We start from the raw sequence: 21408 nt of genomic DNA on the forward strand, positions 1-21408 counted from the left end.
ATGAGTAAAGTGTATCGTGTAGGAATCGTTGGATGCGGGGGCATCGCGAACGGGAAACATCTGCCCAGCTTAAGCAAGCTGGCGAACGTCGAGTTGGCTGCTTTCTGCGATATCGTGCCGGAGCGGGCAGAGGAAGCCGCCGCCAAATACGGGATCGACGGGGCCAAAGTCTATGCCGATTACCGGGAAATGCTCAAGGAAGAGAAGCTGGATATCGTGCATGTGCTGACGCCGAACGATTCCCACGCCGAGATTTCCATCGCCGCGCTGGAGGCGGGCAATCATGTCATGTGCGAGAAGCCGATGGCGAAGTCGGCGGCGGACGCGAGAAAAATGGTCGAAGCGGCCAAGCGGACCGGAAAGAAGCTGACGATCGGATACAACAACCGGTTCCGGCCGGACAGTCTGCATTTGAAGAAACTGTGCGTGGAAGGTAAACTCGGGCACATTTATTACGCCAAAGCGCATGCGATCCGCAGAAGAGCGGTGCCGACCTGGGGCGTATTTTTGGATGAGGAGAAACAGGGCGGGGGTCCGTTGATCGACATCGGCACACATGCTCTGGACCTGACGCTTTGGATGATGGATAACTATAAGCCGAAGGTCGTGCTGGGCACGAAATACCACGAATTATCGCAGCGGGAAAATGCGGCCAACGCCTGGGGACCTTGGGATCCTAAAAAGTTTACGGTGGAAGATTCCGCGTTTGGGATGATTGTCATGGAGAATGGCGCCACGGTTGTGCTAGAATCCAGTTGGGCCCTCAATTCGCTGGAGGTGGACGAATCGAAGTGCAGTTTAAGCGGTACGGAAGCCGGAGCGGATATGAAGAACGGGCTGCGCATCAACGGCGAGGAGTTCGGACGATTGTATACCAAAGAGGTTGACCTGGGTGCGGGCGGCGTCGCTTTCTATGAAGGAAAGGCCGAAAATGCGGCGGATACGGAAATGAGAAGCTGGATCGAAGCCGTCGACAAGGATCTGGAGCCTGTGGTGACGCCGGAGCAGGCTTGCGTCGTCTCGGAAATCCTGGAGGCCATCTATGAATCGGCGCGGACCGGGAAGGCCGTTTATATGAATTGATCCCCAGCCAGTGGGGAACTTGGAGGAGAAACTGTATGAACAATGAGCATGCCAACCATTCCGTCGTCATCGTGGGCTACGGAGGCATGGGGAGCTACCATGCCAAATTGATCAAGGACAACGGGCGGCTGAAGGTGACCGGAACCTACGATATCGATGGTCAGCGCGCGGCGGCTTCGGAAAAAGACGGGTATCCGGCGTATTCCAGCTATGAAGCCGTATTGCGTGATCCGGCGGTGGAAACGATTCTGATCGCCACGCCGAACGATGTGCATAAAGACCTGGCCGTGCAGGCCTTTGCCGCGGGCAAGCATGTCATTTGCGAAAAGCCGGTGACGATGTCCGTGGAAGATTTTAAGGAAATGACCGCGGCGGCCGAGCGGGCGGACCGCGTATTGATGGTGCATCAGAACCGCCGCTGGGACGAGGATTTCCTCATCATCAAGCAGATGTATGAGCAAAAAACGGTCGGCGACCTGTTCCGCATCGAATCGAGAGTCCATGGAGCGAACGGGATTCCGGGGGACTGGCGGCATCTCGAAGCTTATGGAGGCGGGATGTTGCTGGATTGGGGCGTACATTTGTTGGATCAGCTGGTCTTTATGGTCGACAGCAAAATCACCAGCGTGACCGGCCGGCTGAGCTTTATTCTGGGGGACGAAGTCGATGACGGGTTTGAAGCGGTACTGCAGTTCGAAAACGGGCTGTCCGCGCTGGTCGAAGTCGGGACGACGAATTTTATCCCTCTGCCCCGCTGGTACGTAAAAGGGACGGAGGGGACCGGCGTGATCGAGGACTGGTCCATGACCGGGCGGATCGTTACCCGAAACCGCGAGGCGGAGCATGTGGAGCCCAAACCGATTCAGGCGGGCGTGGGCTTGACCAAGACGATGGCGCCGCCTTCGGAATCGGCCACGCTGACGGGTGTCCTGCCGGAGCCTTTCCGCCAGCCGAGCAGCTTTTACGACAACTACGTCTCGGTTCTTGAAGGGACGGCCGAGCCGTTGGTCAAGAACGATCAGGTCCTGCGGGTACTGAACCTGATCGAGGCGGTTTTCCGCTCCGGACGCACCGGCGAAACGGTGAAGGACTTCGATCTGTATTGATAAAAAAGTCACCACCATCGGCTTAGCCGGTGGTGGTGACTTTTTTATTCGACATCGTAAGAAGCATCGTGGCAAACGTTGAGCCGACGCTTAGCAAATTACCCGGCTGCCCGCCGAAATAGCGGTCCCAAAGGCCTTTATTTCGGCCAAATTCGCTTTCGCGGGAAAAATAGCGGCCAAAAGGGGCCTTATTGTTCTGGTTCGGGTCCCAAAATCAGGTTTCGGCCCGCTTTTCCCCAAAATAAGGCCCCAATGGACCTCTATTTCACACGGAAAGGACGAATTCGAAAAAATCGCGGTCGAAAAGGCCTTTAATCCCCCGCACGGGTTCAAAGGGAAGCTGGCCGCGGACAAAATAGGTTGAAGTATTGAATTGCATATTAGACAGGGGTGTAAAGGGTCCTTATCACACTCTTCCCTGTAATTAAGGGGTTGGTTCGAATTAAAGGGAATTCTTCCCGTTAATTTGGTGCGTATGCGGCCGCAGAGGAGAATTAACTGGAAAACCTCCCGTTAATTCTCCTGAAATTAGGTATATCGGCAATAGGGCCGCGAAATAGATGGAGCTTTTCCAGCTAAATCCGATCGAAGAAGCAGGAGCGGTACATTAACAGGAAATTTTCCCGTTAATGGTGTAGACCCCGACGGTGGGATCTTATATCTACAATTGCGGATGTTGGCAACGTAGTTCCGAATGCGGGGGTTCTTTTCGTGGTGGAGCGGATTTACGGGATGACGCGATTGAGATAGACTGGGGGCAATGAGTTTGAGGGGAAGTGATTCGAATGATAGACCATCCGGTCGTTGAATCGGGAGATCCGGGGCAAGGAGGGACAACCGTCAGGCGCCATTGGCTCGATTTTATGATCGTGCCCTCGAAATTTGAGATTCCGGCTGTGCCCGAAGACTATGTGAAGCGTCCTCGTTTGGACAAGAGGCTGCAGGGCGCGCTTCATCGCCGCCTGACAGTCATCGAAGGGCCTCCCGGATCGGGAAAAACGACGCTGGTCAGCGGATGGAAGGAGGAGTCCGCGATCCGTCTCGCTTATATCGCGCTTGAAGAGGCGGATAACCATCTGCTCCGTTTTTGGCTGCAGCTCATTGCCGCCCTCGACCGGGCGATACCGGGTTTTGATGACGGGCTGACAAGCCGGTATATCGAACAGTTTATGCAGCAGCCTTCCCGCGCTTTGGCGGAATTAAACTCGACGTGCGCCAGGCAGGAGGGGCCCGTGGTATTAGTCCTGGACGGGTATCATTCTATTGAAATCGCAGAAATCCACGATATGGTGGCTGGCTGGATCCGAAGCTTGCCCGAGCCACTGCACATCATCATGATTACCCATGACGAACTGCCCCTCAACCTGCCCAAAAATTTGGTCTATCGCATAGGTTGGCCGGACTTGGCGTTCACGTTGGGTGAGACAAAACGGTTCTGTCAAAAACATCACCCCCCGCGCTTTTCCGGGGAGCGTGCCCTTATGCTCCAGGAGCAGACGGAGGGCTGGGCGCTTGGCCTGCGCATGCTGGGATGGACTCCAAGCTCGATCGGAGATGAAGGGAGGGCGACCCGAAACGCCTACGGAACCGGCTCCTGGGAGCGGCAGACCACGGTATGCGGACGCGTTCTGGAGCAGCTCCTGTCCAGACTGCCGCAGGAATCGATTTCGTTCCTTCTCCGTACAGCCGTACCGGAGCGCATCAACGAGTCCCTGAGCGGGGAGCTGACCGAAAGTTCGGAGCCGGGGAAGGTCCTGAACGAGCTGGAAAAAGAAAGGTTGTTCTTCCAACGAACCCGCGACGGTTCGGAGGTATGGTACAGATATCATCCGCTAATCGCCCGCAAGCTGCGCGACCTGCTGCAGGAACAGGACCGGGAGCTGTGGCGTTCCCTTCAGCGGAAAACGGGATTTTGGTTGGAGAACAACGGATTCCCAATGGAAGCGATGGAACACTATATCCGAGGCGGACACTACGACGAGGCGAGCCGGCTGCTCGAAGTGCTGTTCAATCAGTTTATTCTTCGGGAAGCTTGGACGCTCCGGCGCTTTTTTGCCAAAATCCCCGAGGAAACGATTCAAAAACGGCCCAAGCTGTATTTGTCGTCCCTCTTCTTTGCGGCCGGTGAACAGGATCCCGAACGGACATGGGAACAGCTGGATTCGATCGAGTGGAGAGTCACGTCGGGCCAAGGCGGGATGAACGACGCGCAAAAGGCTTACTCCATGCGGGTTATCAAGGTTATGCGCGCCTATGTATGTATTTTTAAAAGGGATCTGCAAGGTCTTGTCCACCAACTGAACGACTATCTGGATCAAGGCTTTCCGCAGGAGGATGACATTTTCTCCTATATTGATTATCACGAACGTCATTTCTCCCGTTTAAGAAGTTTTCCGGGGGTCAAGGGCCGCTTGCTGCAGGCGGAGCGCTGTTTCGAACCGATTATGAAGCGGTGGGAAAAAATTCGTTCCTACAATACCGCCTATTATGCGATCGGTTACGGAGAGCTGCTGTACGAGCGAAATCGGCTGCGGGAATCGGAAGTCTATGCGTCGCTCGCCCGCTCGATCGGGGAGGAATTGGGGAAGGCCGCCTTATTTGTTCCGGCGGCGATTTTACAAAGCCGGATCGCCTGGGTTAGGAAGCAGGGGGAGAGGGCGCAGCGGCATCTGCGGGAAGTTCGGTCATGTCTCCATGGCAGGGAAGCGCAGGAATGGGCTTCTGTGTTAAAGGCTTGCGAAACCAAGCTCCATTTGATGTCCGCCGAGGGGGACCCGAAGGCCGGTCCACACTATCTGGCGGCCTATCCCGATCCCCTTGCGGAAGGGAGCGGCAGTAATGAATTGCTGGGCTCGCTGGTGCGGGCACGGGCGCTGATCCTTGCGGACCGGACAGAGGAGGCGCGGATTTTGCTGAAAACCATCCAGAAATGCGCCGCGGCGCGCGGGCTGTTGATGGAGCAGTTGGAGGCGTGCGTTCTTCTGGCTCTGATGTACGATCAACAGGGCAAAAGCAGCCTGGCCGCGAGAACCTTCGGCAAAGCGGTCCAGCTTTCGGCGGGAGACGGACATCTCCGGACCTATTTGGATGAAGGGGAGCCGCTGCGAAATATTGCCTATCGTTATCGTGAGTCGAGGCAGGCTTACAAAATGGAGGAGAGGCAAGTTTCCGTCCGGTATATCGACCAAATCCTGTTTGCGTTTGAAGCGCAGGAGGCGGGGCGTCACGGGGAGAAAGCGGCCGGTCGCAATCCGCTGAGCGAGATGGAGCGGCGGGTTTTACTGGGCGCCTCGAAAAGATGGACCAGCAAGGAGATCGCCATTTTCTTGGGGGTAAGTACCGGGACGGTGCATACGTATATTCAAAGGATATTTTCCAAGCTGGAGGTAAACAAACGGAAGGATGCGGTTTTAAAAGCATACCGGGCGGGGTGGCTCGACGTAGATGCGGAGCCATAAAGGTGAGCGATTACTCCCGAAAATATAGACAAACTCCTGAAATGAAGCACTGAAAAGCGGAGTGTTGTCTATATTTTTAGGGGGTTTTTTTGTGGATTAAAACTATTAAACTTTACTATAAACTCGACAAAAAGAGGAGGAGATCGATTTTAAAAGGAGAGATCGTATGAAGCGCCTGCTTGTGAGCATGATTTTAACGGGATTCGCCGTATTCCTATGGTTCAGTCTGAATCCCGGTCCCGGAGGAACGGCGCTGGCCTTTTCCGATACGGATAAGCACTGGGCCCGGCAGGAAATTCAGGAGTGGGTATCCGGAGGGCGGATCAAAGGGTATCCCGATCAAACGTTTCGGCCGGACCGGAGACTTACAAGAGCGGAAGCCGCGGCGCTGATTAACCGGGCGCTGGGTATTCCCGAAGGGCACGAAGCGGAAACCGCGGCGTTCCCCGACATGGTTAAAGGCCGCTGGGATTGGGGTCCCCTTACGGCGGCGGTTGCCTCAGGATACATGCATGGCTATGCCGACGGCACGATGGGGGCGGACCGGCCGGTAAGCCGCCAGGAAATGGCCGTCATGCTGACGAGACTGGTACGTTATGACAAGGATGAAGCGGGGATGCCCCCGTCCTTTACGGATCCGCTTCCGGGCTGGAGCCGGGAAGCGGTTGGGGCGGCCGCGGCGGCGGGCTGGATGCAGGGGTATCCGGACGGCAGCTTTAAAGCCGAGCGACCGCTTACCCGTGCGGAGGCCGTTGTGATTTTGGGCCGTTTTATGCAAGCCGAAGGGAAGGCGAACGACGAGGGCGAGGTTCGCTATGCAAGAAGCGGAACCTACGGGCCCGAGGCAGGCCGGCGCGTCATCGAAGGCAATGTGACCGTGGCCGCGGACGCAATAACCTTGCGGAATGTAACGGTCGCCGGCGATTTGACGTTGACGGAGGGCGTAGGCGACGGAGATGTCTTGCTTCGGGGCGTGGTGGTGAAGGGCAAGCTTAGCGTGCAAGGCGGCGGGGAAAACACGATCCGCCTCCAGGATACGGAAATCCGCGAACTGGATGTCCATAAGAAAGTGGGGACTCCGGTGCGCCTTGCGGCAGAGGGAAGCACCATCGTAGAGGAGACATTGCTTCATACCTCCGCCGTTTTGGAGGATGAGGAACTTAGAGAAGGCTCCGGATTCAGGCGAGTTGGGATCGCGGAGGAAATGAAGGCGGACGGCCTGATCCGGCTGCGCGGTGATTTCGCTGCGCTCACCGTGCGATCCGGCGAAGTCCGAATACAGCTGGAGCGGGGCGCCATCGGCCGACTGGACCTTCCGGAAGGCTCGCGAAACCGGGATATCTGGCTTGCCGAAGGGGCGCGGGTCGAAGAGGCGATCATCGCGGGTCCGGCCGTATTTCGCGGTCAAGGCGTGATCGCTTATGCCGAAATCCGCACCTCCGGCGTCCGTTTTGAGCGGAACCCGGATCGGGTAAGCTGTCCGTCCGGAATAAGCCATGCGCTATGCGGAACCCATGCGGGAATACCAACGTCCACTTCTTCCGATTCTTACGGCGGAGGAACTTCAGGAGGCGGGGAACAGCCGGCGGCAAGCGTCACCGCGCTGGTCTACGAGCCTCGGCAGGTCGTGCTGTCGGCCCCCGGAGGCCGTCTCCAGTTGAAGCTGGAGGCGAAGTGGAGCGACGGCCGGTCAACGGATGCGACTCTTGCGGCGGAATGGTCGACGGATGATCCCGCGATTGCCGCAGTGAGCAAAAGCGGGCTCGTTACGGAGGCAGGGGAAGGACACACATTCATTTCGGCGGCTTATATGGGCCATTCTGTCCGGATTCCCGTGGACGTGGTCTACCGCTCGACGCCGCCTGAATCGACCGTAACGGAGTTGGTGTACAGACCGGAATCCGTTCGGCTCACATCGCTTGGGGAGCGTGTACAGCTGGAACTGTCGGCCAAATGGAGCGACGGGTCGGTTGAAGACATCGCCGGCAAGGCACATTGGCGCTCGCTGGATCCGCATGTGGCCGCCGTCAGCGACAGCGGTCTGATTGAGGCCGCCGGAGAAGGCGTGGCACGGATTGAAGCCGAGTATGAAGGGATAGCCGTGAACATTCCGGTACATGTAGTGTTATCTGATACCGTTCTGGACGCGGCGACGGTAATGGCTTCGATAAGCAGTGCCGACCCACTGGTCGGGTCGGACAACGCGCTGGTGCTGACTGTTAAACGGTCGGATGGAAGTGTGGATACCGGTTTTAATGGAAAGAAGAAAGCGTTTTTGAGCCTGAGCGGACCTACAAACGGTTCTATATACGGCTACGGTGTCTGGAATAAGGAACAGATGACGGAACGGATCCACGAAACCGAGATTACTTTTGTGGACGGCGTTTCAAACACCAATCTCGTATTGTTTAAAGCCGACCCCCACACGATTACTGTTAAGGTTGAAGATGTGAAAGTTCCTGAGGCAAGTGTGATGGTTAGACCAACTCCGGAACAAGCGGCTCGGGTTGTCGTAAGCGAATTGTATGCGAGCGGAACGGCGAAATCGGGCAAAATGTTTTTGAACCTCGTAGTCGATTTGTTGGATCCCTATGACAACATAGCTTCGCATACAAACAAGAAAGTGCGGGTGTCCGTTAAAAACACCGGAGAGAGCAGCCCCGATTTGATTGGAACCCAAGAAGTCCTTTCCATCCATGGACAGGCGGTCTTCAGCGATTTATACGGACGGGGAACCGGGCGGTTCATTCTTAACATTACGGCGGAAGGTTTACCAGCCTATGAGACATACCCGATTACCATCCAAGCTCCATTCCAGGGAAAGGGGACCGACACCGATCCCTACCTGGTTGATTCGGCACAACTGCTGGATGAAGTCCGTTATTATCCAGAGGCTTCATTTCGACAGACCCGCGATATCGACTTATCGGTCTACTCCGCGGAAGAAGGATGGGCGCCGATCGGGAAGGGGCTATTGTACGAAACGCTGACGTATGACTCGTTTACGGGATCCTACGATGGAGGCGGTTTCGCCATACATCACTTGACGATCCAGACTCAACGCGGCTGGATTGGATTATTTGGCCATACCCGAAATGCCGAACTGAAGAATATCCATTTAAAAGATCTGCGCATGGAAGGAACTTTTTATGCCGGCGGTTTGGTCGGCGAGGCGTGGGAGAGCCGCATCACGGACAGCAGTGTGGAGGGAACGATCCGCGGGACCTCGTGTTTTGGTGGACTGAGCGGTTACGCCCGCGAAACCGTGGTTGCACGCTCCTCTGCGAAGGTGCAACTAACGGCGATTCAGGCATCTTCGGACGTCAGACTGACGATCGTAGGGTATATCGGGGGCCTGTCGGGGGGGATGGAATACGGTACGGTTACCGACTCCTTCGCAACGGGTACCATAACTACCGATGACGAAGCGTATGATGTCGGGGTCGGCGGGCTGTTCGGATTCTTTGCCGGAGAAAGTATCAATTACAAAGGAACGCTGGACCGGTCTTATGCCGAAGTCGATATCCGCATGAAGCGGGGGACCCGGGTCGGCGGACTGGTTGGAGCAACCTATGGAAGTTCGCTCACCGATACCTATGCTAAAGGTCGCATAGAAGTCGACTCACCGTTATCCCGGGATGGAGTAGGCGGGCTGATCGGCCGGCAGGAAAACGGTTTTACCCGAAATTCCTACGCTGCCGTACAACTGACGACAGACCCGACGGAAAATACCGGAGGTCTCGTCGGTCTCTCCTTAGGCTACTCGGACTACACGGCCTCCTTTTACGACAGCGGAGTTTCCGGCCGGTCCGACACCGGAAAAGGTATCCCGCTGAATACGGCAAATATGCGGAAGCCGGCCAATTATAAGGGTTGGGACTTTCCCGGCACCTGGTCGATGACGGAGGGATGCGGGTATCCCTATTTATCCTGGCAGAAGGAAGTCTCTGCCTCGGACTGCTTTCAGGTTAAGCTGTTGGAGGAAGGAACAAAGACGCATGGAAAAATATTTCAGTTGTTGATTACCGGGGCCAAGGACGCTGCCGGGTTGCCCTTAAACGGGGCTCACCAGGTGGAGGTCTTCTTGAGCTCCATTCCTTACACTCCGATTCTGTCCAGTCAAGCCGAACCCTTTGAGGAGGGGGAGCGCAAGGTCAGCTTGGCCGTACATGAATCCGGCAAAGTTTCTCTTGTCGTTAAAATCCTCCATGTAGATGGATACCGCACCTTGGATGTCGAACTTGGCCCGCATCCTTTCGATGGGGGAAAGGGGACAAAAAGCGATCCGTTTTTGATCAGCACCGCCGAGCAGCTTGATATGGTTCGGGATTTTACAAGATCCCACTTTAAAATGACCGCCGACATTGACCTGGATGCGCCGCCTTATGCCACTGGTGCAGGATGGAGGCCTATTGGAACCAGAGCCCAACCTGTTTATGGCAGCCTGGATGGAGACGGCCATACGATCCATGGTTTAACGATTCGCAATACGAATCAGGCTCCCGCGGGCTTGTTCGGCATCCTCCAGGGAGCGGAGATTCGCAACCTTCATTTGACAGGCGTGGATATTACGTCGTCCGCCCCGGAGGTAGGGGGTCTGGCAGGGATTTTGTATTACGGTCATATTGAAAATGTATCCGTTCAGGGAGCCATTGCTTCTGCGGCACAATCTGTTGGCGGCTTAAGCGGAGTGATGTATGGTAGTGCCAAAAACGTCGCCATCGATGCGGAAGTATCGGGGAGCTACTGGGTTGGCGGTGTAAGCGGAGTTCTTAAAGCGGCCAGGAGGATCGAAAACGCCTCCGTAAAAGGAAGCGTCACAGCTACTTCGGGGCTAGCGGGAGGGATTGCCGGCAGCGCGGAGACGAACAGTGTCATCCTAAACTCCTATGCTTTGGCCAAAGTGACGGCCCCGAACAAAGTTGGGGGAATTGTCGGCGGTTCCCTCGGTACGATCCAAAAGTGTTATGCGGCCGGATGGATTCAGGGAAATTCTAAAACAGGCGGCATTTCCGGCAGCGAGGGCTTGATTACCGATAGTTATTATGACAGTGAGTCAACCCGTGTGATCGGCGGTGGCGGCGAGCCGAAAACGACGGAAGAAATGAAGCGACAGGCGACTTTTGCAAACTGGGATTTTATCCAAGTGTGGGAAATCAAGGAGGGAGTCGACTACCCGACATTAAGACGGCCCCATCCTTGACGTGCAGGTCAGTTAAACTTGAAGCGGCTTCGGCAGGGAAATTCCTTCCGGAGCCGCTTGTTTTTTTGCAAGTGAAAAAATAAATTTGTCATAACATATTGACCATATTTTATATATATTATAATATATGTCATAACAAAAATGTAAATTTTACCAAGTGTCGTTGCACGACAGAGTAAGGAGTTGGTCAGCGAATTTAAAAACCGATGCGGCTATTTAATTATGACAGCGGTTACAATCTGAATCTTCATTCTATCCTTGCTTACCTCGATCACCTCTTGGGAAAGGAGCAGTGAATGTGAATGCCGTTAAAGACCGTGCCCTCAACCGGCAAGCCTCATCCGTGGAGAATAAGAAAAACGGCAATCCGCGGTCAAGTTAGGCGCAACATCGCCTTGTACGTCATTATTTCCCCCGCCGTCCTCTACTTTGTTATTTGGCATTACCTCCCTATGTACGGGGTGCAAATCGCCTTCAAGGACTTTATGCCCGCGCTCGGCATCAACGGCAGTCCATGGGTCGGTTTTGAGCATTTCGAACGTTTCTTCAACGCCTATTATTTCTGGAACATTCTGCGCAACACGCTGGGCATCAGCGTCTACGGGCTCCTCATCGGCATCCCGGCCCCGATTATTCTGGCTCTTATGTTCAACGAACTCCGCTCGAAGGGGTTCCGGACGATCGCTCAAACGATCTCCTATGCTCCGCATTTTATATCCGTCGTCGTCGCCGTCGGGATTCTGTTCTTTTTTATTTCTCCGAATCAAGGGGTTATTCATTCGTTAATGACGTGGTTTGGCGGTACCGGCCGAGATTTCCTGGCCGATCCCGGTTCGTTCTGGCATCTGTTCGTCTGGTCGGGACTTTGGCAAAGTATCGGTTGGTCCTCGCTTCTCTACACGGCCGCCATGTCCGGCATCCCGCCGGATCAGTATGAAGCGGCGTATATGGACGGGGCCAACAAGTTTCAGCGCATCTGGCACGTCACTTTGCCGGGGATCCTGCCGACGATCGTTATTCTTTCCATCCTCAGCATCGGCGGAATCATGAATGTCGGCTTTGAAAAAGTGCTGCTCATGCAGTCGGATCTCAATCTGCAAACCTCGGAGGTCATTTCGACTTATATGTACAAGAGCGGGATTCTGAACGCCCAGTACAGTTTTTCCGCCGCGGTCGGCCTGTTCAACAATATCATCAATTTCATTCTGCTGATTTCCTTCAATGCCATCGCCAAACGGGCCGGTCAAACGAGCCTCTGGTAATTCGCGCGAGATCGGGAGGGTTGTGTAGATGAATCTCCGTATCCAAAGGACGGCGGGCGAAAAAGTGTTCGATGCGGTCAATTTCACGCTGGTCCTGTTTCTGACGTTCCTCATCTTTTATCCGCTGGTGTTCGTGCTGTTCGCTTCGGTGTCGGACCCCCGCCAGATCTATGTGCATCCGCTGCTGTTCTGGCCGCAGGGCTTTCATCTGGAAAGCTACGCGAAGATTTTCGAGAATCAGGACATCTGGCGCAGTTACGGTAACACCTTGCTCTACACGGTGACGGGTACCTTGATCAATGTCACCATGACGGTGTTGGGGGCCTATCCGCTGTCGCGGCGGAGATTTTTTGGAAAAAACGTCTTCACGTTTCTGTTCACATTTACGATGTTTTTTAGCGGCGGCCTGATTCCCGGCTACCTGGTCAATCAATCCCTCGGCATCGTGAACACGATGTGGGCACTCATTCTGCCGGGAGCGATCAGCGCCTATAACCTGATCATTATGCGGACTTTTTTTCAAACGCAAGTTCCCGTCGAGCTCGAAGAGAGCGCGTATGTGGACGGCTGCAGCGATTATCGGCTGTTGTACAAGATCGTCCTGCCGCTGTCGACGCCGATCCTTGCCGTAATGCTGCTGTTCTACGGGGTGGGTCACTGGAATTCCTACTTTGACGCCATGATTTACCTCTCGGACCGTGAACTGTATCCGCTTCAGCTCATTCTGCGGGAAATTCTGATTCAGAACGACTTTCAGCAGATGACCGCGATCGCCATCGACGACGGGTATGCGGACCGGATGATGGTGCAGGAGGGGATCAAATATGCCGTGGTCGTTGTCTCGTCACTTCCGCTGCTGGTGTTGTATCCGCTGCTTTCGAAATTTTTTGAGAAGGGGATTCTGGTCGGTGCCATAAAAGGCTGAATCAACAGCCGGGGTTGATATACATCGACGAAACGAACATGAGAAAGAGGGGATGAATCATGACAAGGAAGCTCTTGGTGCTGCTGGCTTTTCTGTTGACCGTTACGACCGGCTTGGCGGGCTGCAGCGGCGGTGGCGGTGGCGGTGGACAAACGGCCGGCAACCGGGGGGGAAAAGGGCAGACGGACGGACCCGTGACGCTGAAATTTACGCGCATCAGCTACAACGATGTCCGCCCCCCGTCCAAGGATCTGTGGATGTGGAAAAAGTACGAGGAGAAGACCGGGATCCGCATCGAATGGGAGGAAATTCCCGGCGCCAGCGTCAGCGAACGGAAAAACGTAATCCTCGGCTCCAACAATTTGCCCGACGCGTTCTACCAGCTCGGTTTCAGCAATGACGAACTCATCCGGTACGGGGAGCAGGGGATTTTCGTGCCGCTGGAAGATCTGATCGAACAGCATGCCCCCAATTTGAAGAAGCTGTTTCAGGACTATCCCGAAGTGAAAAAAACGCTGACGATGCCGGACGGGCATATTTATTCGCTGCCCTATATCGACAGCGCGCTGCCTTACCGGTCCATCCGGCTCTATATCAACCAAACCTGGCTGGACCGCCTCGGTCTGGAACTGCCCAAAACGACCGACGAGCTGAGGGAAGTGCTGCTGGCGTTTAAGGAAAAGGATGCGAACGGTAACGGAGACCCGAACGACGAGATGGGCTGGATCATGCCTTCCGGCACGATCAACAGTATGTTCGAACGCCAGCTGTTCGGCAGCTTCGGCCTGGGGAACGGCGGCCTAAAGGCGGCGGAAAACTGGATTTACAAAGATCAAGACGGGGAGATAAAGCTGATCTTCAACGACCCGAAGTATAAGGATGTGCTGCACTATTTGCGGCAGCTCTATGAGGACGGCACGCTGCCGCTGCTCAACTACTCCGAATACGAGTACGCCAAATGGGTGAGCGACGCGGCGAACGACAAAGTGGGCGCCTTCTCTTGGGGCGATCCGGCTTATATCGGAACCGCCGGCCCGAAAAACTTTGTCGGCATCAATGTGCTGGCGGGGCCGGGCGGCGATCAGGTGGTGAGCTGGATGGACCCGATGACGCGCGGTACGTCGTCCTTCACGATCACCAAGGCGAATCCGCACCCGGAAGAGACGATCAAATGGGTGGATTATTTTTACGGGGAAGAAGGCTCGATGTTCGGTTTCTTCGGAATCGAGGGCGAAACCTACAATATGGTGGACGGCAAGCCGGCCTACATTGACGAGATCCAAAAATACGAGGGCGGACAGCAACTCGGGGCTTTCCAGTACGTGGATAACGTCTACGGCGGATATTACCCTTACGTCGAGCCGCCGGCGGATCTTCGCTCCGCCGCCAAGGGCAAGACGGTCGACGAGGATTTCAAAACGAACTCTGCGGAGCTGGAGAAGTTCCTGCCGGAGGAAATCTGGCCGTCCTTCGTTCCGACACCGGAGGAGAGCAAGGAGCAGAGCGCGATTTTAACCGATATCAACAAGTACATCACGGAGATGCGGGTTAAGTTCATCACGGGCAAAGCCAGTTTGGAAACGGATTGGGACAACTACGTCGGCACACTGGACCGGATGGGCGCGCAAAAATATCTGGAAATCAAGAAGAGCCAATATGAGCGATACCAATCCGTGAAGTAGATTACCTGGAAAACAGGAAGAGTCAGTTTGAGTGCCGGCAATCCTAGCAATCCGTGAAGTAGATAAGCGATCGGGCGGCTCCCGAAGGTTCATTTCGGGGGTCCAACCCGGTTTGCAACATATGTTAAAATGAGCAATAGCAGGTTAATCATGGGAAATAGAACGGAGAAGGACGATGAGAGGAACGCTGTACAGTAAAATCGTAGAGGAAATGAAGGCGAAAATCGCCTCGGGCGAGTACAAGCCGGATGAGCAACTGCCGACGGAAGCCGAGTTGACCGAGCGGTTCGGAGTCAGCCGGGTGACGAGCCGGCGGGCGCTGGAAGAGCTGGAGAAGCTGGGCTACATCTATCGGATCCAAGGAAGCGGGAGCTTCGTCAAGCCGCTCAGCCGTCTTCATGCCGAACAGCAGGGTGACCGGGTCGGAAAGATGGTGTCTTTGATTCTGCCGGAGGAAGATGATCGCGGGGCGATGGGGTATATCCGCGGGGCCTCCGATTGGTTAAACCGGCACGGGTATTTTTTGAGCGTGCACCAGAGCAATTACGACAACAGCAAAGAGCGCAAGCTTCTCGAAGAACTGCCGCGCCGCGGGGTTTCGGCGATCATCTATTATCCGCGGACGCCCAGCCATTTCGATGTCCTTCATAAGCTCGCTCTGGAGGATTATCCGCTTGTGACGATCGACAAGAGCTTTGAAAGCCTCTCGATCGGCAGTGTGGTCTCGGATAATTTTGACGGAACCTATCAGGCGGTCTCGCATCTGATCGCGCTCGGCCACCGCCGCATCGGTTTTCTGTCCAGCGTATCCATCGAGTCGACCTCCTCGGTGCTTGACCGCTATTTCGGCTACTGTCAGGCGCTGAAAGACGGGGGGATCTCCGTCGACAGCCGCTTTGTGCATCTGGACGCGCGGGTGATGATCGAGGAGCGGGGGCGGGAACGTTTTTTTGAGGAACTGCTGCAACTGTACATAATCGAAGGGGTAACGGCCGTGCAAACGGAGAACGACCTGGTCGCGGCCAGCCTGCTCAACAGCTGCCTGGACGCGGGGCTGCGGGTGCCGCAGGATCTGTCGATCATCGGCTACGATAACCATGCGCTGGCGGAGCATGTGGCGGTGCCGCTCACGACGGTGGAGCAGAACTTTTACGAAATCGGCCGCAGGGCCGCCGAAATGGTCGTGTCCTGGCTGGAACAGGCGGCCGTTTGCCGGGACAAGATTACGGTCCCCGTCAAGCTCGTCCGCCGGGAGTCGGCTGCCGGGACGGACCGCCGGCTTGAGGCGGAGGGGGCGAGACAGCTTGCGGAATAAAGCGCGGGACATTTGCGTGATTTTAGATTTTTAGGTTTTTAGGTTTTAGGTTAGGGCATGTTGGGGAGAGGGGAGATTTTACGATGATGAACAATCCCGTTCAATCAGGCAACCCGTTATTTCCGGGGTGGTATGCGGATCCCGAAGCGCGGGTTTTCGGAAGCCGGTACTGGATCTATCCCACGTATTCGGCGGTGTATGAGGAGCAGACTTTTTTTGACGCTTTCTACTCCGACGATCTGGTGACCTGGCACAAGGCCGGCCGGGTCCTGGATTCTTCCGGCGTCCCGTGGGCGCGTCGGGCGGTATGGGCTCCTTCGCCCATCGAGCATCGCGGTCAGTATTTTTTATATTTCGCGGCGAACGATATTCAAAGCGACCGCGAACATGGCGGCATCGGCGTGGCGGTCTCCGACCGGCCGGAGGGCCCGTTCCGGGATCCGCTCGGCCGGCCGCTGGTCGACCGGTTCGTGCACGGGGCGCAGCCGATCGATCCGCATATTTTTGTGGATGATGACGGTACCCCTTACTTGTATTATGGCGGCTGGGGCCATTGCAACGTCGTCAAGCTGGGGGCCGATTTGATCAGCCTGGCGGCGCACGAAGACGGCGAAGTCTTCAAGGAGGTCACGCCGGAGGGTTATGTGGAAGGCCCCTGCATGTTCAAAAGGGGCGGCCTGTATTATTTCTCCTGGTCGGAGGGCGGTTGGGGCGGCCCGGACTACTCCGTCGCCTACGCGATCGCCGCATCCCCGCTCAGTCCCTTCGAGCGGATCGAGAAGATTTTGTTCCAGGATCCGGACGTCGCCACCGGCGCGGGCCATCACGGCTATCTCAATATCCCCGGAACGGATGAGTGGTATATCGTCTACCATCGGCGTCCCTTGGGCGAAACGGCGGCCAACCACCGCGTGGTATGCATCGAGAGAATGGAATTCGACGAAGCGGGAAGAATCCGGCCGGTCCGGCTGACCTTCGAGGGAGTCGGGCCGAGAAGATTGGGGCGGCTTTAGTCGCAGGCAGCAGCGGGGCCCGGATCTCGCAGATCGCGGCCGGGCGCGGTCATACGTCCCGTAGCCGGGGGGCGCGAACTTGCGTACCGCGGCCGATCCGTTAGCGCTAGACGCTGGGCGCTAGACGGTGGGAGCTGGGCGCTAGACGCTAGGCGCTAGGAGCTGGACGCTAGGAGCTAGGAGCTGGGCGCTGGACGCTGGACGCTGGACGCTAGGAGCTAGGAGCTGGGCGCTGGACGCTGGACGCTAGGAGCTGGGCGCTGGACGCTAACGGACATAATAGCTGCTATTTCGCACATTCTCGCCTTTTAAGAATTCTAACGGAAGCCATAGCGCCTATTTTGCTCATTTACCGCTCGAATGCCCCCATTTTGCTAAAATAGGCGCTATTACGTCCGTTAGAATCTCAATTTGCTCCAAATGTTCGATTTAGCGGCTATGATTTTCGTTAGCGCAACCGGCTGGCCACGATCCCGCAGATCGCACGAGGTTACGCTACGAGCAGTCAGTTAAGTATCGCTGTTAACTATCGCTCACGGAGTTACGTACCGTAGCGAATCTCATACTCGCGTACCTGGGTCCGTGCCCGCGTACTGGGTCCATCGCACTCACACCGACCGCGGCCCATCCGTATGGTGTAAAACGCTAGGCGCTAGGCGCTAGATGCTAGACGCTGGACGCTGGACGCTAACGGACATAATAGCTGCTATTTCGCACATTCTCGCCTTTTGAGAATTCTAACGGAAGCCATAGCGCCTATTTTGCTCATTTACCGCTCGAATGCCCCGGTTTTGGCGAAATAGACGCTATTATGTCCGTTAGAATCCCAAATTGCTCCAAATGTTCGATTTAGCGGCTATGATTTCCGTTAGCGCGACTCCGGCTGGCCACGATCCCGCAGATCGCACGAGGTCCCCCCCTCCCCTCACAAAGTCGCTCACGCCCTTGCGTCCCGAGTCAGCCATGTCCTCGCGTCACGCGATCGGTCCCGCCCTCGCATTGCGCAGTCTGTCCTGCCTTCGTGTTCACGCAGTGGGTCCCCCCTCGCATCGCACAGTCTTTCCCGCCCTCGCCTCACACAGTCGCTCTCGCCCTCGCCTCACACAGTCGCTCTCGCCCTCGCAACGCGCAGTCAGCCGTGCCCTCGCGTCACGCAATCGCTCCTGCCCTCGCGTCGTGTAAACCGTCCCGTCTTCGCGTAACGATTGGAGCTGCGTTTGCCGTGGCCGATGCCGGGACCTGCGTGGGCCAGTCTTTCGCCGAATATCGGCGCGCCGTGGAGGATTTCACCGAAAGCGAAATGTGCGGGCGCAGTTCCACTGGCCGAGTAAAGGATACGCTGAAGGATAATTCGCCCCCTATCTGCCGGATCCAGCATTGCGCGTACATGTGGCTTGCGGCTCGTGAGCCATACCCGGATGGGGAATAAGGTCCGCGGCTTCAAGTATGGAGGTTCTATTCTATGAATTCAGGAAACTATCCTGATATTTCCTTTTGTTAGAGTATAATAGAAGCAAATAACTTAGCGAAGGGGATATCGATATATGAAAATCGTAGAATTGAGTCCGAATCCCGACAGCCGGGCCAGATTGGTCGGATATTTGCATGACATCGAGAAGGAAAGCATGGGGAACCGCGTCGAGCGTCCTTGCGTCGTGGTCTGTCCCGGCGGCGGTTTTGAGATCCTGTCTCCTCGGGAAGCGGATCCGCCGGCGACGGCATTTTTTGCGAAAGGATATCATGTCTTTACCCTGTATTATTCCATACGGGATGAAGCGGACGATTTGCGGCCGTTGGTGGATATTTCTCTCGCGATTCAAACCATCCGGGAAAATGCGGCCGCTTGGGGCATTCTTCCCGATAAAATCGCGGTCTGCGGATTTTCGGCCGGGGGGTATGTCGCGGCGGCTGCGGGGACGTTGTGGGACCATCCCAAGCTGAAACAGCGGACCGATCTTCAAAGCGGCCAAGGCCGGCCGGACGCCATGGTGCTGTGTTACCCGGTCCTTACGGCGGGCGAATTTGCGCACCGCGGGTCGATCGAGCGTTTGAGCTGCGGGCTGAGTGAAGAGGAAAGAGAGGCGGTGTTTTCGCTCGAACAACATGTGAACTCTTCCACGCCGCCGGCTTTTTTGTGGCATACCGTTGAAGATGCTACTGTGCCGGTGGAGAATTCCATGCAATTCGCCGCCGCCCTGCAGCGCGCCCGCGTGCCGTTTGAGAGCCACATCTATCATAAGGGCCGGCATGGAATGTCGATGTGTACCACGGAGGTAGGCAGCTCGGATCCGCATTTGGCCACTTGGTTTCCGCTTTGTCTGGAATGGCTCGGACAGCAGTTTGAATTCGAATATTGAGTTGGTTGAAGAGCGTCAAAACGGAAGAGTTAAGGTTCTCAGCCTCTTAGTTTCACATTCCCTCAGTCCAGCAGTCCAGCAGTCCGGCAGTCCAGCAGTCCAGCAGTCCGGCAGTCCTCCAGTCCCCAGTCCCCAGTCCCTCAGTCTCTAAGTCTCTGAGTCTCTAAGTCTATCAGTTCCTAAGTTCCTAAAGTCCTCAAACCCTCAAACCGTCAGGTAAATTTCCCCTGGCGGTTTTTGCGGTTCTTATGAAGTTTAGCATTTTGCTACCACGGCAGACGACGGAACTTCCGTCGGTTCCCGGGTCATAGGGCAGGAAGAACCGGAGTTGGTGTCGAAACATGCTAACGTTGGTTATGACTTGCTGGCGAAAGGTGAATCGGAATGAACGAACAAGCCAAATGGCGCAAAAAAGAATACACCGATTGGTTAAGACGAAAGAAGCGGGACAACGGGCAGGCGTACTCCGAAAATACGGTGATATCTTATGTCTCCGCCCTGACGACGGCTCCGCCCAGATTAACGGGCCTCGAGCTGGAGACCGTCGATGTGTTCGAGATCGCCGATGCGGATCGGTTCCGGAGCATGCGAATGATGATGGAGCGGGCGGAGAATTTTGCCGAAGTCAATAAAAAGGCGGGAAACCAGGCTTTTCAATATGGTCTTGCTTTATATGAAGCGTTTCTGCGGGAGCAGGAAAACGGGACTATCTCAGAAAACGGTGATCCAGCGATCGCGATAAAGTACTCGGGAGCGGAGCCGTTACTTGATAAAAATATCATCCTCTACGGTCCTCCGGGAACGGGGAAAACCTACCATACGGTTCTTTATTCGGTGGCGATGATCGAAAATAAGCCGCTGTCCGCCGTTCTGCAGGAATCGGAGTCGGACGGCTATCGGCAAATCAAGCAGAGGTACGAGGCCTACAAGGCTAAAGGGCAGATTGAGTTTACAACATTCCATCAATCCTACGGTTACGAGGAATTTATCGAAGGCATCAAACCGAAAATGCTGTCCCAAGAAGACGGCGGGTCCGCGGAAACCGGGGACGTGGCTTACGAAATTACCCCCGGCGTGTTTAAACGTTTTTGTGAAGCGGCTCAGGAGCCTATCGTCATGTCCAGCAATGATTACGGAATCCGGAAAGATCCGACCGTATGGAAGGTATCCCTGGGCGGCTCCAAAGAGAACCCCGTCAAACGGGATTGCTTCGACCATGGAAGAATCCGCATCGGATGGGACTCTTACGGTGAAACGGTCAACGAAGAAACGGACTATAGCAGGCATGGCGGCAAGATGATTCTTGCCCGGTTTATGACGGAGATGCGGGCGGGGGATATCGTTCTGGTTCTGCACGACGAGGAGACGATCGATGCGATTGGCGTGGTTACCGGGGATTACGAATGGTTGGAGGAGATGGAGGATTACAAGCGTTCCCGGAAGGTAAACTGGCTGGTCAAGGATGTCAGGGAGAACATAATGGAATTAAACGGAAACACGGTGATGACGCTGGGTTCCGTTTATCGCTTGAACCGGATTACGCTGGCTGATGTTATGGCGATTTTGCAGAAGCATAAGAAAGGGCAGCTTCCTTCCGTGATCCGGCAGAACACCGATAACTATGTCTTTATAATCGATGAGATTAACCGGGGAAATATTTCCAAAATTTTCGGCGAGTTGATTACCTTGATCGAGCCGACGAAAAGAATCGGGATGGCGGAGGAATTAAGGCTTAAACTCCCGTACTCGCAAAAAATTTTCGGAGTGCCCGGTAACGTCTACCTGCTGGCGACCATGAACACGGCGGATCGTTCGATCGCCCGCTTGGATACGGCGCTGCGGCGGCGGTTCTCTTTTGCCGAAATGATGCCTGACCAGGGGTGTCTGGCCTCCGTAGTGATCGACGGAGAACGGCTGGACCTGAGCCGGATGCTGGATACGATGAACAGACGCATCGAGGCCTTATATGACCGGGAGCATATGATCGGACATGCGTACTTTTAG

Annotated in this window: 11 protein-coding genes; all 11 read left to right on the forward strand. The window is 55.5% G+C overall.

Annotated features, from left to right (window positions below; genetic code table 11):
- Positions 1-1083 (forward strand): Gfo/Idh/MocA family protein, encoded by a 1083-nt coding sequence (locus tag FRY98_RS08485; protein ID WP_148451341.1) that lies wholly within the window; start codon positions 1-3, stop codon positions 1081-1083.
- Between the two features lie 35 nt (positions 1084-1118).
- Positions 1119-2189 carry a Gfo/Idh/MocA family oxidoreductase gene (locus tag FRY98_RS08490; protein ID WP_148451342.1) on the forward strand — a complete coding sequence of 357 codons (1071 nt, stop codon included), beginning with the start codon at positions 1119-1121 and terminating at the stop codon, positions 2187-2189.
- A 785-nt stretch (positions 2190-2974) separates the two neighbouring features.
- On the forward strand, positions 2975-5647 hold the full coding sequence (locus FRY98_RS08495; RefSeq protein WP_148451343.1) for a winged helix-turn-helix domain-containing protein: 2673 nt from the start codon (positions 2975-2977) through the stop codon (positions 5645-5647).
- A 166-nt stretch (positions 5648-5813) separates the two neighbouring features.
- Positions 5814-10850, forward strand: coding sequence for an S-layer homology domain-containing protein (locus tag FRY98_RS08500; protein WP_148451344.1), 5037 nt, complete (start codon positions 5814-5816; stop codon positions 10848-10850).
- Positions 10851-11152: 302 nt separating this feature from the next.
- Entirely contained in the window at positions 11153-12112 is a 960-nt protein-coding gene (locus tag FRY98_RS08505) for an ABC transporter permease (protein WP_148451345.1), read from the forward strand.
- A 28-nt stretch (positions 12113-12140) separates the two neighbouring features.
- Positions 12141-13037, forward strand: a complete 897-nt coding sequence (locus FRY98_RS08510; RefSeq protein WP_148451346.1) for a carbohydrate ABC transporter permease — start codon at positions 12141-12143, stop codon at positions 13035-13037.
- Positions 13038-13096: 59 nt separating this feature from the next.
- Positions 13097-14719 carry an extracellular solute-binding protein gene (locus FRY98_RS08515; RefSeq protein WP_148451347.1) on the forward strand — a complete coding sequence of 541 codons (1623 nt, stop codon included), beginning with the start codon at positions 13097-13099 and terminating at the stop codon, positions 14717-14719.
- 175 nt (positions 14720-14894) lie between these two features.
- Positions 14895-16034, forward strand: coding sequence for a GntR family transcriptional regulator (locus FRY98_RS08520; protein ID WP_148451348.1), 1140 nt, complete (start codon positions 14895-14897; stop codon positions 16032-16034).
- An 83-nt stretch (positions 16035-16117) separates the two neighbouring features.
- On the forward strand, positions 16118-17047 hold the full coding sequence (locus FRY98_RS08525; protein WP_318249356.1) for a glycoside hydrolase family 43 protein: 930 nt from the start codon (positions 16118-16120) through the stop codon (positions 17045-17047).
- Positions 17048-18591: 1544 nt separating this feature from the next.
- Positions 18592-19404: an alpha/beta hydrolase gene (locus FRY98_RS08530; RefSeq protein WP_148451349.1), complete on the forward strand. Its 813-nt coding sequence runs from the start codon at positions 18592-18594 to the stop codon at positions 19402-19404.
- A gap of 384 nt (positions 19405-19788) precedes the next feature.
- On the forward strand, positions 19789-21408 hold the full coding sequence (locus tag FRY98_RS08535; RefSeq protein ID WP_225039196.1) for an AAA family ATPase: 1620 nt from the start codon (positions 19789-19791) through the stop codon (positions 21406-21408).

This window comes from Paenibacillus faecis (assembly GCF_008084145.1).
Lineage (GTDB): Bacteria > Bacillota > Bacilli > Paenibacillales > Paenibacillaceae > Fontibacillus > Fontibacillus faecis.

Bases quoted from the DNA above. Each gene is read 5' to 3' on its own strand.
- FRY98_RS08495 (WP_148451343.1), top strand. From the start codon at position 2,975: ATGATAGACCATCCGGTCGTTGAATCGGGAGATCCGGGGCAAGGAGGG.
- FRY98_RS08490 (WP_148451342.1), top strand. From the start codon at position 1,119: ATGAACAATGAGCATGCCAACCATTCCGTCGTCATCGTGGGCTACGGA.
- FRY98_RS08520 (WP_148451348.1), top strand. From the start codon at position 14,895: ATGAGAGGAACGCTGTACAGTAAAATCGTAGAGGAAATGAAGGCGAAA.
- FRY98_RS08505 (WP_148451345.1), top strand. From the start codon at position 11,153: ATGCCGTTAAAGACCGTGCCCTCAACCGGCAAGCCTCATCCGTGGAGA.
- FRY98_RS08515 (WP_148451347.1), top strand. From the start codon at position 13,097: ATGACAAGGAAGCTCTTGGTGCTGCTGGCTTTTCTGTTGACCGTTACG.
- FRY98_RS08535 (WP_225039196.1), top strand. From the start codon at position 19,789: ATGAACGAACAAGCCAAATGGCGCAAAAAAGAATACACCGATTGGTTA.
- FRY98_RS08525 (WP_318249356.1), top strand. From the start codon at position 16,118: ATGATGAACAATCCCGTTCAATCAGGCAACCCGTTATTTCCGGGGTGG.
- FRY98_RS08500 (WP_148451344.1), top strand. From the start codon at position 5,814: ATGAAGCGCCTGCTTGTGAGCATGATTTTAACGGGATTCGCCGTATTC.
- FRY98_RS08530 (WP_148451349.1), top strand. From the start codon at position 18,592: ATGAAAATCGTAGAATTGAGTCCGAATCCCGACAGCCGGGCCAGATTG.
- FRY98_RS08485 (WP_148451341.1), top strand. From the start codon at position 1: ATGAGTAAAGTGTATCGTGTAGGAATCGTTGGATGCGGGGGCATCGCG.
- FRY98_RS08510 (WP_148451346.1), top strand. From the start codon at position 12,141: ATGAATCTCCGTATCCAAAGGACGGCGGGCGAAAAAGTGTTCGATGCG.